Origin of the sequence: Arthrobacter tumbae (genome assembly GCF_016907495.1) — a bacterium.
Classification (GTDB): domain Bacteria; phylum Actinomycetota; class Actinomycetes; order Actinomycetales; family Micrococcaceae; genus Arthrobacter_D; species Arthrobacter_D tumbae.
Map to the genome: position 1 here is coordinate 1,773,341 of NZ_JAFBCC010000001.1, position 13,866 is coordinate 1,787,206.

The 13,866-nt window shown below is 65.2% G+C and carries 15 protein-coding genes; 10 read left to right on the top strand and 5 right to left on the bottom strand.

The window, feature by feature from the left end:
* Nucleotides 1-77 precede the first annotated feature (77 nt).
* Both JOD47_RS08530 and JOD47_RS08535 read left to right on the top strand, forming a co-directional pair.
* Nucleotides 78-797 carry an AzlC family ABC transporter permease gene (locus JOD47_RS08530; protein WP_204533564.1) on the top strand — a complete coding sequence of 240 codons (720 nt, stop codon included), beginning with the start codon at nucleotides 78-80 and terminating at the stop codon, nucleotides 795-797.
* Nucleotides 794-1,105 (top strand): AzlD domain-containing protein, encoded by a 312-nt coding sequence (locus tag JOD47_RS08535; protein WP_204533566.1) that lies wholly within the window; start codon nucleotides 794-796, stop codon nucleotides 1,103-1,105. The genes JOD47_RS08530 and JOD47_RS08535 overlap by 4 nt, the downstream gene beginning before the upstream one ends.
* A 73-nt stretch (nucleotides 1,106-1,178) precedes the next feature.
* Here JOD47_RS08535 and JOD47_RS08540 read toward each other — a convergent pair whose 3' ends face one another.
* Both JOD47_RS08540 and pta read right to left on the bottom strand, forming a co-directional pair.
* On the bottom strand, nucleotides 1,179-2,306 hold the full coding sequence (locus tag JOD47_RS08540; RefSeq protein ID WP_204533568.1) for an acetate/propionate family kinase: 1,128 nt from the start codon (nucleotides 2,304-2,306) through the stop codon (nucleotides 1,179-1,181).
* Nucleotides 2,303-4,396, bottom strand: coding sequence for a phosphate acetyltransferase (gene pta, locus JOD47_RS08545; protein WP_204536564.1), 2,094 nt, complete (start codon nucleotides 4,394-4,396; stop codon nucleotides 2,303-2,305). The genes JOD47_RS08540 and pta overlap by 4 nt, the downstream gene beginning before the upstream one ends.
* A gap of 136 nt (nucleotides 4,397-4,532) precedes the next feature.
* Between pta and JOD47_RS08550 the strand changes: the two genes are divergently transcribed.
* Genes JOD47_RS08550 through JOD47_RS08570 form a run of 5 tightly spaced genes read left to right on the top strand, consistent with a single transcriptional unit; the run spans nucleotide 4,533 to nucleotide 7,328 of the window.
* A complete protein-coding gene (locus JOD47_RS08550; protein ID WP_204533570.1) occupies nucleotides 4,533-4,886 on the top strand; it encodes a thiamine-binding protein in 354 nt (117 codons plus the stop codon).
* Complete coding sequence (locus JOD47_RS08555) at nucleotides 4,883-5,527, top strand: O-methyltransferase (protein WP_204533572.1); 645 nt, start codon at nucleotides 4,883-4,885, stop codon at nucleotides 5,525-5,527. The genes JOD47_RS08550 and JOD47_RS08555 overlap by 4 nt, the downstream gene beginning before the upstream one ends.
* A 59-nt stretch (nucleotides 5,528-5,586) precedes the next feature.
* A complete protein-coding gene (locus JOD47_RS08560) occupies nucleotides 5,587-6,141 on the top strand; it encodes a GNAT family N-acetyltransferase (protein WP_204533573.1) in 555 nt (184 codons plus the stop codon).
* 1 nt (nucleotide 6,142) lies between these two features.
* On the top strand, nucleotides 6,143-6,457 hold the full coding sequence (locus tag JOD47_RS08565; protein WP_307836238.1) for a TM2 domain-containing protein: 315 nt from the start codon (nucleotides 6,143-6,145) through the stop codon (nucleotides 6,455-6,457).
* 34 nt (nucleotides 6,458-6,491) lie between these two features.
* A complete protein-coding gene (locus tag JOD47_RS08570) occupies nucleotides 6,492-7,328 on the top strand; it encodes a spermidine synthase (protein WP_204533574.1) in 837 nt (278 codons plus the stop codon).
* Between the two features lie 66 nt (nucleotides 7,329-7,394).
* On the opposite strand, the gene JOD47_RS08575 is transcribed toward JOD47_RS08570, so the two are convergent.
* Entirely contained in the window at nucleotides 7,395-8,291 is an 897-nt protein-coding gene (locus JOD47_RS08575; RefSeq protein WP_204533575.1) for a LysR family transcriptional regulator, read from the bottom strand.
* A gap of 151 nt (nucleotides 8,292-8,442) precedes the next feature.
* On the opposite strand from JOD47_RS08575, the gene JOD47_RS08580 reads away from it, so the two are divergent.
* Together JOD47_RS08580 and JOD47_RS08585 are read left to right on the top strand one after the other, a co-directional pair.
* Nucleotides 8,443-9,849: an MFS transporter gene (locus tag JOD47_RS08580; protein ID WP_275577877.1), complete on the top strand. Its 1,407-nt coding sequence runs from the start codon at nucleotides 8,443-8,445 to the stop codon at nucleotides 9,847-9,849.
* Nucleotides 9,850-9,851: 2 nt separating this feature from the next.
* Complete coding sequence (locus JOD47_RS08585) at nucleotides 9,852-10,676, top strand: 3-hydroxybutyrate dehydrogenase (RefSeq protein ID WP_204533576.1); 825 nt, start codon at nucleotides 9,852-9,854, stop codon at nucleotides 10,674-10,676.
* Nucleotides 10,677-10,749: 73 nt separating this feature from the next.
* Here JOD47_RS08585 and JOD47_RS08590 read toward each other — a convergent pair whose 3' ends face one another.
* Nucleotides 10,750-12,201 carry an NCS2 family permease gene (locus tag JOD47_RS08590; protein WP_204533577.1) on the bottom strand — a complete coding sequence of 484 codons (1,452 nt, stop codon included), beginning with the start codon at nucleotides 12,199-12,201 and terminating at the stop codon, nucleotides 10,750-10,752.
* Between the two features lie 93 nt (nucleotides 12,202-12,294).
* Between JOD47_RS08590 and JOD47_RS08595 the strand changes: the two genes are divergently transcribed.
* A complete protein-coding gene (locus JOD47_RS08595; RefSeq protein WP_204533579.1) occupies nucleotides 12,295-12,936 on the top strand; it encodes a copper resistance CopC family protein in 642 nt (213 codons plus the stop codon).
* An 8-nt stretch (nucleotides 12,937-12,944) separates the two neighbouring features.
* Here JOD47_RS08595 and JOD47_RS08600 read toward each other — a convergent pair whose 3' ends face one another.
* Complete coding sequence (locus JOD47_RS08600) at nucleotides 12,945-13,766, bottom strand: FAD-dependent monooxygenase (protein ID WP_239548050.1); 822 nt, start codon at nucleotides 13,764-13,766, stop codon at nucleotides 12,945-12,947.
* Nucleotides 13,767-13,866 lie beyond the last annotated feature (100 nt).

Genomic DNA, 13,866 nt, shown 5'->3' on the forward strand with positions numbered 1-13,866 from the left:
AGTATGCTGACCATCTTCAGTATTGCGGCCATGACGCCCGAAGGAAAGAGAGGGCGGGTAAGGCATACGCTTGGCCGGTGGAGTTTTCGAGATCCCCGGCTGTGCGGGTTGGACTGTCAATTGCCGTGGCGACCGGCCTCTACGGGGTGTCTTTCGGTGCCCTGTCGGTGGCCTCCGGGCTCGACCTCCTGCAAACCATGGCACTGAGCCTCCTGCTGTTCAGCGGCGGTTCACAATTCGCGTTCATCGGCGTGGTGGCCGGCGGCGGGACCGGGGTGGCCGCGATGTCCGCAGCTTCCCTGCTGGGTATCCGCAATGCCGTCTACGGCATGCAGATGAACGCGATGCTCCGACCGCGCGGCCTGCGCAGGTTCGCCGCCGCCCAGGTGACCATCGACGAGTCGACGGCGACAGCCACCGGACAGAGCGAGCCGCAGGAACAGTCGCGGGGGTTCTGGGTGGCCGGCATCGGCATATACGTCTTGTGGAATGTATTGACGCTCGCCGGCGCGCTGCTCGGCAACGCACTCGGTGACCCTGCGCAATGGGGACTGGACGGCGCTGCCGTCGCTGCCTTCCTCGGGCTGCTGTGGCCACGGTTGAAGGCGCGTGAGCCGGCCGCCATCGCCGTCGTCTGTGCGCTGGTCACCCTGCTCACCGTTCCGTTTGTGCCTGCCGGCATTCCGATCCTCGTTGCCGCCGCTGTTGCTGCGCTGGCCGGCTGGTTCAGTTCCGGCCCGCCGCGCGAGGGTCTCGAGCCTGATGTTGAGCCCTACCCCACGGAAGGACACCGGTGAACCTCTGGATCTGGATCCTCATTGCCTGCGGTATCAGCTACCTCACGAAGCTTGCCGGCTACCTGGTTCCCGCGCGGCTCATGGAGAACCCGCATATGACCCGCGTTGCCGGCACGTTGACGATCGGGCTGCTTGCGTCCCTGACCGCCGTGAACACCTTTTCGAGTGGGCAGTCGCTGGTGGTTGATGCGCGCCTCGCGGCCCTTGTTGCAGCAGGGGTGGCGTTGTGGCTGCGGGCGCCGTTCCTCGTCGTCGTGCTGGTGGGGGCTGGCGCCGCAGCAGTCGCGCGCCTGCTTGGCGCCCCCTAGCCCCGTGAGTTGGCAGGACACACCCCTTTTGCGTCCGCTTTCGGGGTGTGTCCTGCGAAATGAACGGTGGGTGTCAGGCAGAGCCGACGACGGCGGCAGTCGCCTCCGCGATGGCCGCCTCTTCGTCGGTGGGCACCACGAGGACCGGAAAGGCCGATTCCTCTGTGCTGATCTCCCGTGGCGAGCCGCCCTGCTTCTGGTTCTCGGCGTCGTCAACGAACACTCCGAGCGCGCCCAGGCGGTTGACCACGCGCTCCCGGAAACGCCAGGAGTTCTCCCCGATGCCCGCCGTGAACACGAGCGCCTGCGCGCCTCCAACGGCCACGTGGTATCCGCCGATGTACTTCGCAAGACGGTAGGACGCGATGTCCAACGCCATGGTGCCGGCGGCGTCTCCGGACTCCTCGATCGAACGCATGTCATTGTGCCCGGTGAGGCCCTTGAGCCCGGATTCGCGGTTGAGCAGCTGATCGAGGTCCTTTTCGGTGTAGCCCTCGCGGCTCAGGAACAGCAGAATCGACGGGTCGATGTCACCGGACCGCGTTCCCATGACCAGGCCCTCCAGCGGAGTGAACCCCATGGAGGTATCGATGCTGTGGCCATTCTGCACGGCGGTGATGGACGCGCCGTTGCCAAGGTGCGCAATGATGCCCGTGAACTCCTCCGCCGGCATTCCCAGCAGCGCCGCGGCATGCCTCGTCACATATTCGAAGGACGTGCCGTGAAATCCGTACCTGCGGATGCCGAACTTCTTGTACAGCTCATCCGGAACGGCGTACCGCCACGCATGCTCGGGCAGGGTGCGGTGGAAGGCCGTATCAAACACCGCCACCTGCGGCATGTCCGGCCACCGCTCCGCGATAGCGCGCAGGCCCTGCACATTCGCCGGGTTGTGCAGGGGCGCCAGGGGATTGAGCCGGTCGATCGCGCGGATGATCTCGTTGGTGATCAGCACGGGTTCACTGAACCGCTCGCCGCCGTGGACCACGCGGTGGCCGACGGCGTCGATGGACTTGCCCTGCAGGGTGGCGTCCAGCTCCTCAGTCACCCGGTCCAGCGCTTCGGTGTGATCCTTGGGGCCGCCGTTCGCGGTATCACCGATGCGCTCGATCAGCCCGTTGGCCAGGCGTTCCCCGCTCACGGAATCCCGTACCTGGTACTTGAGTGACGACGAGCCCGAGTTGATGACGAGGATGATCATGGTGCCTCCTGCGCTGGTGTGCCCTGCGCCTGCACGGCCGTGATGGCGACGGTATTCACAATATCTTCGACGGTACAACCCCTCGAGAGGTCATTGACCGGCTTGCGCAAACCTTGAAGAACCGGTCCGACGGCGACTGCACCGGCTGACTGCTGGACCGCCTTGTACGTGTTGTTGCCTGTATTCAGATCGGGGAATATAAACACCGTGGCCTGTCCCGCGACCGACGATCCGGGGAGCTTGGACTGGGCTACGGAAGCATCCACCGCGGCGTCGTACTGGATGGGCCCTTCGACCGGCAGGTCAGGGCGGATCGAGCGCACCAGCTCCGTTGCCCGCCGCACCTCGTCCACCGCGCCTCCGTAACCCGACTCCCCGGTGGAGTAGGAGAGCATGGCCACCCGCGGTTCGACCCCGAATTGGGCAGCCGTTTCAGCCGACGCCACGGCGATATCCGCCAGTTGTTCCTCCGTGGGGTCCGGATTCACCGCGCAGTCTCCATAGACCAGGACGCGGTCGCGGAGCAGCATCAGGAACACCGAGGACACAATTGTCACGCCCTTCTTCGTTTTCACGAACTCGAGCGCCGGCCGGATGGTGTTCGCGGTGGTGTGGGCTGCGCCGGAGACCATGCCGTCAACGTAACCGAGCTGGACCATCATGGTTCCGAAGTACGAGCCATCGAGCATGCGGTCCCGCGCGTCGTCGAGCGAGACGTTCTTGTGTGCACGCAGCCGCGCGTACTCCGCAGCGAATTCCTCGCGCAGGTCCGAGGTTGCCGGGTCCAGCAGGGTCAGCCCGGTCAGGTCCACGCCGAGGCCTGCGGCACGCTCGCGCAGCTGCCCCTCCGGTCCGAGGATCGTCAGGTCGCAGACATCCCGGCGCCGCAGGATCTCAGCCGCACGAAGAATGCGTTCGTCCAGGCCCTCCGGCAGAACCACATGCTTGCGGTCCGCGCGGGCCTTCTCAATGAGCTCGTGCAGGAAGCGCAGCGGAGTCATCTTCACCGGCCGGGGCAGCTCAAGCCGCTCCAGCAGCTCCGTCGCATCCACCTGCCGTGCCCACACACCGAGCGCCGCGGCGGACTTCCGGCGCAGGCCGGTCGCTATCTCGCCGCGCACCTCACTGACGCGTTTGGCGGCGGTGTAGGTGTCGTCGTCGACCGCGAAGACCGGGAAGGTGGCGTGTGCAAGCAGGGCAAGAATATTCGGGTCCGGCGTCAGGCCGCCGGTAAGAATCATGCCGGAGGGTACGGGGAATTCAGGCGAGAACGACGACGCCACGGTCGCTACCAGCACATCCGCCCGGTCTCCGGGAACAATCACCAGGGCGCCGTCGGTGAGCAGTTCAAGGAAGTGACCCACGTTCATGGCGGCAACACGGATGGAGGAAACGTCCCGCTCGAGGGTCGCGCCGCCGGCGATGTGGCGCGCGTTCAGGGCGCCCGCAACCTCGGCCATGGTTGGCTGGGAGATCTCGCTCAGTTCCGGGATGACATACACCGGCCGGCCGGACTTCCCCGGGCGCACCTGCTCGCGGATTGCATCAACGGCGCCCTCCCCGGCGCGGTTCACCATCATCGCCAGCAGGGACACCTCCGCTGCGTCCAGTTCCCTGCGCGCGACGTCGACGGCGTCAGCAGCCTCAGCGGCCGTCATGTCCTTCGCGCTCACCACGGCAAGCACCATGGCGCCAAGGTTGTTTGCCAGCCGTGCGTTGAGATCAAACTCGACGGCGGCGTCCTGGCCGCTCAGATCGGTTCCCTCCACGATGATGACGTCGCAGGACTGCGCCATCTCGCTGTACACAGCGACGGAGCGCGCATCGATTTCCTCGCGCTCGCCGGACACGAGCAGCGCCCGGGCCTCCGCCCGCGTCATGCCGCTCCTTGCGGTCTTCTCATCCAGCCCGAACGCCCGCCGCATCAGGAGGACCATCGGATCGTCATTGCCGTCCTCCGCTTCCGAGATAGGCCGAAGGAAGCCGATCCGGTCTGCGTGCCCCTGCAGCATGCTGGCCAACCCCAGGGAGATGAGCGACTTGCCGGACCCGGGGGCCATGGCGCTGACATAAATTCCGCGGGTGGTCATTCCTTCATCCTGCACGATCGAAGGGGCATAGTCACTGCCGAAGCCGCTCCCGGCGGCTTCATCCGCCGGCCTGTTGAACGAATCAAAACGTCCGGAACGGGTGACCGGCGCGGCCAAACCTGACAGACTGTGTCCCATGCTCGTAGCCTTCTCAGTAGCACCTTCCGGCCGGCCCAGCGGGGCGCATCAGGACACCACCGGGAACGGCGACGGCTCGGTTCACGCCGCGGTGGCCGAAGCGGTCAAGATCGTGCGTGACTCCGGCCTGCCGAACTCCACCAGTTCCATGTTCACCGAGATCGAGGGTGAGTGGGATGAAGTGATGGACGTGGTCAAACGCGCTACTGAGGCAGTGGCCAAGTACGGAAGCCGCGTCTCCCTGGTCCTCAAGGCGGACATCCGCCCAGGTCATACGGGCGAACTTGCCGGAAAAGTGGAGCGCCTTGAGCGCGCGATCGATGAGATGGACGAGTACCAGGGTCACTCATGACTAAGTGGGCAGAGGTGGACGGCTACCTGAACCGCACGGTGGTCCGGCCTGACGACGCACTCCTCGCGGCCGTCGAAAATACCCGAACTGCAGGAATGCCTGCCATTGAAGTCACGGCCGGGCAAGGCAAGTTCCTGATGCTGCTTGCCCGTATTCATCAGGCGAAGAGGGTGCTGGAAATCGGCACGCTGGGCGGCTTCAGCACCACCTGGCTCGCACGGGGCCTTCCTGAGGACGGCACCGTTGATACCTGCGAATACGAGCCGGCCCACGCAGAGGTGGCCCGGCGCAATCTGGAGGCGGCCGGCGTCGGACACAAGGTGACTGTTCACGTGGGAGCGGCTCTGGAGACGCTGCCGACGCTCACAGGGCCCTATGACCTGTTCTTCATTGACGCCGACAAGGCGAACAATCCCAACTATCTGGAGTGGGCGGTGAAGCTGTCCCGCCCGGGATCGGTCATTGTGCTGGACAACGTGGTGCGCGGAGGCGGCGTGCTGGACGAGAGCGGCGACGACGACATCCAAGGCACCCGCAGGGCGCTGGAACTGCTCGGCAGCCATCCGCGCCTGGAAGCGACAGCCCTGCAGACAGTTGGATCCAAGGACTGGGATGGGTTCGCGGTCGCCATCGTCAACTAGAGCGCACCTACAACCACTGCACGTGAGGAACCGGCGTCGTTCCCGATAGCATGAACGGCATGGCCACTATCCGTCCGCTCCGCAGCGAGGAGACCGAAGCTGCGCTGCGCATGAAGAACCAGGGGTGGCGCCAGGCCTACCGGGGGAAGGTCCGCGAAGAGATCCTGGATGACCTGGATGACGGCATCGAGGCGATCGCGGAAGCGTGGAGGCAGGGGTTCGATGAGAGCGGGAGCGTGCCGTTTGTAGCGGTCGACGACGACGGCGCGATTGTCGGTATTGCTGCGGGCGGTGAGGCGAGGGGTGATAACCCTCCTGCCGCCGTCGAACTTTTCATGCTGTACGTGCTGGAGGAGTATTACGGCACCGGTCTGGGCCGGGCGCTGGCCGATGCCGCGATCGGCGGCGCCGCCGCATGCGTCTGGGTCCTTGAGGGCAACGAACGCGCCACCGCCTTCTACCGCAAGCTCGGCTTTGTTCCCGACGGCGAGCGTGAGCAGCTGTCCGAACGGTGGAACGGCCTTCATGAGATTCGGATGGTGCGCACTGCCTGCGCCGTCGATCCGCCGCGCATCAGCGCTGCCGCACCGGGTTCACAACTGACAGGGGAATGACGTGTCCAACTACTACGGGAACCAGCCGCCTCAACACGTGGTGGTGTACGCCGCGAAGGAAAGCTGGCTCGCCTATCTGCTCTGGTTCCTGCTTGGGAACTTCGGCGCCCACAAGTTCTACCTGCGCCAGAACGGGATGGGCTTCCTCTACCTGGGTCTGGGCCTGATCGGCTACGCCACGGCGTGGTTCGTGCTCGGGTTCCTGTTCCTGATACCGCTGTGGATCATGATGGTCATTGACCTGTTCACCATTCCGGGCAGGGTGCGGCAGGTCAACGGCCACCTGCACTACCAGGGTGCAGTCCGTCCGTACTAGCGAAGAGCGCCACCAGTTGAAAGCGTAAGGATCAGTGGGACGTCAACGGGAACGCAAAGGAACGGCGGGCACCGACGGCGGTCCGGTTCCCGGCCTTCACACCATCGACACCGGTACGTGTGAACTGGTCCCGGACCGGTTCAATCCGAATGGCTGGGTGCTCCACGTCAACGGTGTGCCGAGCTCGCACATAGACCTGACCGATCCTGCCCGGCTCGACTTCGAGTACATGCGCTGGATCAGTTCGCTGGCAACCTCGCAGTGGCCGTCCACGTTCCGGCTGCGAGCGCTGCATCTCGGCGGAGGGGCGTGCTCCCTGGCGCGGAGTTTTGCCGTGACCTTTCCCGATGCACGGCAGGTGGTCGTCGAGCTCGACGGCGCGCTCGCGGCCCTGGTGCGCGAGTGGTTCGACCTGCCCCGGGCGCCGCTGCTGCGGATCCGCGTGGGGGAGGCCCGTGAGGTCACTGAATCGCTGTCCGCGAGCAGCCGGGACCTCATCATCCGGGACGCCTTCGCAGGCAGCCGCACTCCAGCCCCGCTGACCACCGTCGAGTTCGTTGAGCACGCCAAGCGGGTCCTGGACGCGACCGGCGTCTATGTCGTCAACTGTGGGGACGCACCTGACCTGGTGATGGCCCGACGCGAGGCAGCGACCATCTCCGCGGCCTTCGCCCATACCGTGATCATTGCGGACCCGGCGATGCTCAAGGGCCGGCGCTACGGGAACGTCATTCTTGCCGGAAGCGATGCACCACTGGGTGAAGATCCCGGCCTGGCCCGCGAGTTGCTCGGCGGCGGCGTTCCTGCCCACCTGTTGCGGAACGCGCAGGTGACCCGCTTCATTAGCGGCGCCGCAGTCCTCACGGACTAGCTTGAGTTTGCAGGACACGCCCCTAATGCAGCGTCAAAAGGGGCGTGTCCTGCCAATTCGACGGGTTCAGTCCCTACCCAGCAGCCTGCCCTCGAAGGCGTCCGTCGCCTCCCGAAGCGCACCGACGACGGCGGCAACCGCCGGTTGCCGGAGCGAATCGGGACGCGCCACCAGCCAGTAACCCAACCGCTCGGCGACCTCCTCAGGCAGCAGCCGAACCAGGTCGCTATGCAGGTTGGCCATGAAGCACGGCAGCAGGCCGATGCCGGCACCGGCACGCGTGGCTTCTACATGGACGAACACGTTGGTCGAACTCAGCGAATCCTTCATGCTCGGCAGCAGGCGCCGCGGCGCGTCAAGGCTGTCGACCTGCAGCATCGAGTCGATGAAGTAGACGAGCGGGTGGGCCAGGACCTCCTCGATCGTCGACGGCCTGCCGTACTCGGCCAGATAGTCCCGCGAAGCGTACAGGCCCAGCACATACTCACCCAGCCGGATTGCCTCGGCACGGTGGACCTGCGGACGCCCGACAACCACCTCGAGATCCAGCCCGCTGCGGGTCTGCGACGCCCGCCGGGTCGCCGCGACGATCTCGACGCTGAGCTGCGGGTGATCGCGCCTCAGCCGCGCAAAAGCCGGCGCCGCGATATAGGCACTGAAACCGTCAGTGGCACTGATGCGCACGACGCCGGAGAGCCGGCTTGCGCCGTCGTCGTTCGCTTCCAGCGCCGAAAGCGCGCGCTCGACCTCCTCCGCGGCGGCAACCGCGCGCAATCCAAGGTCCGTCAGCTCCCAACCGCCGCTCGCGCGCACGAGCACGTGCCCGCCCAGGGAGCGCTCGAGGACGGAGATGCGCCGGGAGACCGTGGTGTGGTTCAGCCCCAGGCTCTCGGCCGCTGAGGTGAAACGGCCGGTATGGGAAACAGCAAGGAGGATGAGCAGATCATCGGGCTGAAGGGACATATCTGCATTTTCGCAGATTAGGTCTGCGCAACTGGTCATTGAAGTGCCTTTGACTGTGCAGCCATACTCAATGAGGCCCGAACCCGGTGACAGTCGTCACAAACGTCTCATCAGACGGAAAGTGTCAGCGCCGACACAGAAGGAGCAACACATGAGCGTCAGTTCCCGTCCAGCCCGCCCCGGAGGGGGAAAAGCCGGCAATCCGGCTGGAAACACCGACGAGGCACCAACAGGCCTCAAGAAGATCGTCGCGGCCTCAATGGTCGGCACAGTCGTCGAGTGGTACGAATTCTTCCTCTACGCAACGGCCGCCTCGCTGGTATTCGGCATCGTGTTCTTCCCCAACGCGGACACCCCGCTGGATGCGATCATCGCGGCCTTCCTGACCTACGCCGTCGGCTTCATCGCCCGCCCTCTCGGAGGTATCTTCTTCGGGCAGATCGGTGACAAGCTGGGCCGCAAGCACACGCTTCAGGTCACCATCATCCTGGTTGGCGTAGCCACGTTCCTCATGGGCTGCCTGCCCGGGTTCAACTCGATCGGCTACTGGGCGCCGGCACTGCTGGTGATCCTCCGCTTCGTCCAGGGCTTCGCGGTGGGAGGCGAGTGGGGCGGTGCAGTCCTGCTGGTCGCCGAACACAGCCCCAACAAGTCCCGCGGATTCTGGTCCAGCTGGCCGCAGGCCGCTGTGCCCGTCGGGAACCTGCTGGCAACCGTGGTGCTGCTGACGATGTCCTCGATCCTGCCGGAGGACGAGTTCATCAGCTGGGGCTGGCGCGTGGCCTTCTGGCTCTCAGCCATCATCGTGGTCATCGGCTACTACATCCGCACCCACGTGAGTGAATCGCCAATCTTCCTTGAGGCACGCGAGCAGGTCGAGCGCGAAAAGGCAATCAGCTACGGCGTCTTCGAGGTAGTGAAGAAGTACCCCAAGGGCATCCTCGGCGCCATGGGCCTGCGGTTCGCGGAGAACATCCTCTACTACATCATCGTCAGCTTCTCCATCGTCTACCTCTCCCAGGTCCACGAGTACAACACCAGTTCACTGCTCCTGGCGCTGCTGATCGCCCACGTGGTGCACTTCTTCGTGATCCCGCAGGTCGGCCGGCTGTCGGACAAGTTCGGACGCAAGCCCGTGTACCTCGCGGGTGCTGTCCTCGGCGCAAGCTGGGCATTCTTCGCCTTCCCGATGTTCGACACCCAGAACCCCGTGATCATCATCCTGGCCGTGACGATCGGACTGTGCTTCCACGCCCTGATGTACGCCGGCCAGCCCGCGATCATGGCGGAGATGTTCCCCACCCGCATGCGCTACTCCGGTGTGTCCCTCGGCTATCAGGTCACGTCGATCCTTGCGGGATCGCTCGCGCCGATCATCGCCACCGCGATCCTGCAGGAAACCGGATCATGGCTCGGCGTGGCACTCTATGTCCTCGGCGCCTGCGTTGTGACGGCGATTGCCGTCCTCACCCTGCGCGAAACGCGCGGAGCGTCGCTGCGGGACATCGATGCTGCCGACGCTGAGCGCCACGGCATTTCGGTCGGCAGGGACAGCTAGGGATGCCTGCGGCACACCAGAACGACGACGGCGGCTTGCGCCCCATCGCACAGTCGCCGTCGTTTCACTCACCCGCTCCAGCCGGATTGCTCGCCGGGCGGCGTGCGATCGTCACCGGCGGGGCGAGCGGCATAGGCGCCGCCTGCGCGCGCGACTTGGCAGCACAGGGCGCGTACGTGGTGGTGGCGGACCGGGACGCGGAGGGTGCCGGCGTCGTCGCCAAGGAAATCAAGGGCGAAGCGTGGGCCGTTGACCTGCTGGACACGGCGGCGCTGGAGGACTTGACCCTCGACGCGGACATCCTGGTGAACAACGCCGGGATCCAGGTCGTCCAGCCTATTGAGGAGTTTGATCCGGCTGACTTCCGGCGTATCCACACGCTCATGCTTGAGGTGCCGTTCCTCCTGATGCGTGCCACCCTGCCGTCGATGTACGCGAAGAACTTCGGCCGGATCATCAACGTGTCTTCGGTGCACGGGCTGCGGGCGTCCGCCTTCAAGTCCGCCTACGTGTCCGCCAAGCACGGGCTGGAGGGGCTTTCCAAGGTTGCGGCGCTGGAAGGCGGGCCACACGGAGTTACGAGCAACTGCGTTAACCCCGGCTACGTGCGGACGCCGCTCGTGGAGAACCAGATCGCCGACCAGGCGCGGCTGCATGACATCAGCGAGGATGAGGTCCTCGAGCAGATCATGCTCACCGAGAGCGCAATCAAGCGCCTGGTGGAGCCGTCGGAGGTTGCCTCACTCGTTGCATGGCTGGCGTCCGGGCAGGCCGGGATGGTGACCGGCGCGTCCTACACCATGGACGGCGGCTGGTCCGCGCGCTGAGCCCGATGAGTTGGCAGGACACCCCCCTGATGCGCGTGCAAAAGGGGCGTGTCCTGCCGAATCAACGGGTGGGTCAGGCGACGCCGAGCAGCTGCTCGATCGGGCCGATGCCGAAGAACACCACGAACGCGCCCGCCACGGCCCACATGAGCGGGTGGATCTCCTTCGCCCTGCCCTGGAACGTGCGGACCAGAACGTACGCGATGAATCCGGCGCCCAGTCCGTTGGCAATCGAGTAGGTGAACGGCATCAGCGTGAACGTCAGGAAGGCAGGAATGGCGATACCCCAGTCCTGCCAGTCGATTCGGCCCACCTGGGACACCATCATGAAACCGACGACGACGAGGGCCGGCGCCACCGCCTCGAACGGTACCAGCGAGATCAGCGGCGTGAAGAACATGGCCACGAGGAACAGCATGCCCGTCACGATGTTGGCGATGCCGGTGCGTGCGCCTTCACCGATACCCGCGCCGGATTCCACGTAGATCTGGTTCGAGGAGACTGATCCCGCTCCGCCGGCCACCGCTCCGAGAGCGTCAACGATGAGGACGCGGTTGACGCCGGGAATGTTGCCCTGCCTGTCCACCAGCTTTGCTTCGTTGGCCAGGCCCACCATGGTGCCCATGGCGTCGAAGAAGATGCTGAGCAGGATGGTGAAGGTGAGCAGCAGGGCGGCGGTGGCGCCGAGGCTGCCGAACGCACCGAAGACGCTGACGCTGCCGACGAGGCTCAGGTCGGGAAGCCCGATCCACGCTCCGGAGGGAAGCTCCGGAACAACGAGCGACCAGCCCTGCGGGTTGGAGCCGTCCGGTCCCACGCTGGGCCCGACGTTTGCCACGGCTTCGATGATGACAGCGAGGAGGGTCGCAGCGATGACACCGATCAGGATGCCGCCGCGAACCTTCCGGACCACCAGCGCGATGGTGAGGATGAGGCCGAAGACAAACACCAGGGTGGGCCAGCCGAGGAGCACGCCCTCGAAACCCAACCCGACCGGGACTGTGGTCTGCGCGACATCCGGAACGCGCCGTACAAAGCCCGCGTTCACCAGTCCGATCAGGGCGATGAAGAGCCCGATGCCGACGACGATCGCTGTCTTCAGGCTCTCCGGCACCGCGTTGAAAACGGCGGTCCGGAAGCCGGTGAGGACCAGCACAAGCATGGTGAGGCCGGCAAGAACCACGAGACCCATCATGTCCGGCCAGGTGAGCTCCGGATTGGTGGCCACCGTAATGGCCACGAAGGCGTTGACGCCCAGTCCGGTGGCCAGGGCGAAGGGGTACTTCGCCCAGGCGCCCATGAGGATGGTGAGCAGCCCCGCAACGAGGGCGGTCACCGCCGCCACGCGTTCAAATCCCAGACTGCCTCCGCTCGCGTCCGCTCCGGCAAGGATCAGGGGGTTGAGCACCACGATGTAGCTCATGGCGAAGAAGGTGGCGATGCCGCCCCTGATCTCGCGCGAGTAGGTTGATCCGCGGGCGGTGAGCTGGAAGTAGCGGTCCGTCGCGGTGCGCAGTTCAGGCACGGGTATTCCTCTGTTGGTGGTGGGGTTTCGCTCAAGGAGTCTATCCAATGACCGATTCAGGATCCTGCCAGTTCGCTCCCGTAGGCTTAAGTCATGAAGCCTTCCGCAGTAGTTGCAGCACGCCCGGCGCGCATTACAGGTACGCATCCCATCCAACGCATCGCCGTGCTTCTGGCCGGTGTACTTCTGGTTGCGTTCACCCTGGTGTTCGGATCAGCCTCAGGCGCCTCAGCGCATGACGAGCTGAGCTCCTCGACGCCGGAGCCGGGTGCAACGCTTGAGACCGTACCCCAGGCGATTGAACTCACGTTCACCAACGTTCCTGCGACGATCGGCTCGCAGGTCCAGGTGCTCGACGCCGCGGGCGAGGACTGGGCAGAGGGCGACGTCACCATCACAGACACTGTGGCCACGCAGGCAATCCGTGCCGGCGCGCCCGCCGGAACCTACACGGTGAACTGGCGGGTAGTGTCCTCCGATTCGCACCCTATCGAGGGCACCTTCGACTTCACGGCTTCGGACGGCGGCGCTGCTGCGGAAACCCCTGAGGCGTCGGCGGGCACCGCAGGCCCGATCGAAACCGCCGACCCGGGCGCGCTTGACCAGGAGCCGGCAGCAGATTCCGGTGTTTCCTGGGGGGTCATCCTGATGATAGCCGTGCTGATTTCGCTCGCGATAGTGCTGGCACTTGGAGCCAGGCGGCGGCTGAAGCAGGGCAATAACGACGCCGCGTAGGCGCCTTCTCAGGCGCTGATAGCGGGTGGACGCCTGGTTGATCCCGCTAAGGCGGCGGCCATCACGGAAGCTTTCACGGGTTGGATTACCTGACCCGCGAGAGCTCCCTGCGAGACGATCGCGTCGCTGATGACCTTGGCCTGCCGAACAATTTCCCGCGTTGTTGGCGTCAGCATCTCGCCCACCCCGATGAGGTAGAGACCGATGGCCCTCAGTGCCGCCTTGATGTCGCTTCCCACGGCCAGGCCGAGGGACTGCACAAAACGCCGCAGCTGGTTCTGTGGATACTTGGTCAGGACCACGTGGTCCGCGAGCAGGACGCCGTTGCGGGTCTGCACTGCCCACTTCTTGGAGCCCAGCACCGGCGCCGGAAGCAGCTGGGAATAACCCACCATGCACAATCCCTCCGCCACCGTCTCCTGACGCACGTCCAGCGAGTGGCTGGACGCGTAGCACCGCAGCAGCCGCAGGAGTTCCGTGCGTTCGGACAGGGATACCGAGTCCGTCATCACGGTCCGGTTCGAGCCGGAATTCAGACACTCGATGCTCTCGACCACGATGGACTGGACGCCACGGCGGCTCAATTCGCTTGCGACAGCCAGGCCGGATAATCCGGAGCCGATCACCACGGTTGTGGTCATCTCTGCTGCGGGCGGCACGGAAGAGTCAGCGGCGACGTGGGTGATCGGCTTCGGCAGCATCGATGAAACCTCCTGAAGGAAGGAGAATTCCGCACAGCCCGGCGCCTCTTCCGGGCTGTGCGGACACTTGGCTGCGAACGGGTCAACCAAGCGCACTGAAATCGGGCGGGAACCTTTGTTGGAGACCATCCGCCCGATAACGATTCTCGAAGCCTATATAACTTTTTGGGTGCTGAATAGTCCTCCTACTGGCGAGTAGGCTAGAAATATCCGGCCGGCTGAGCGAAGG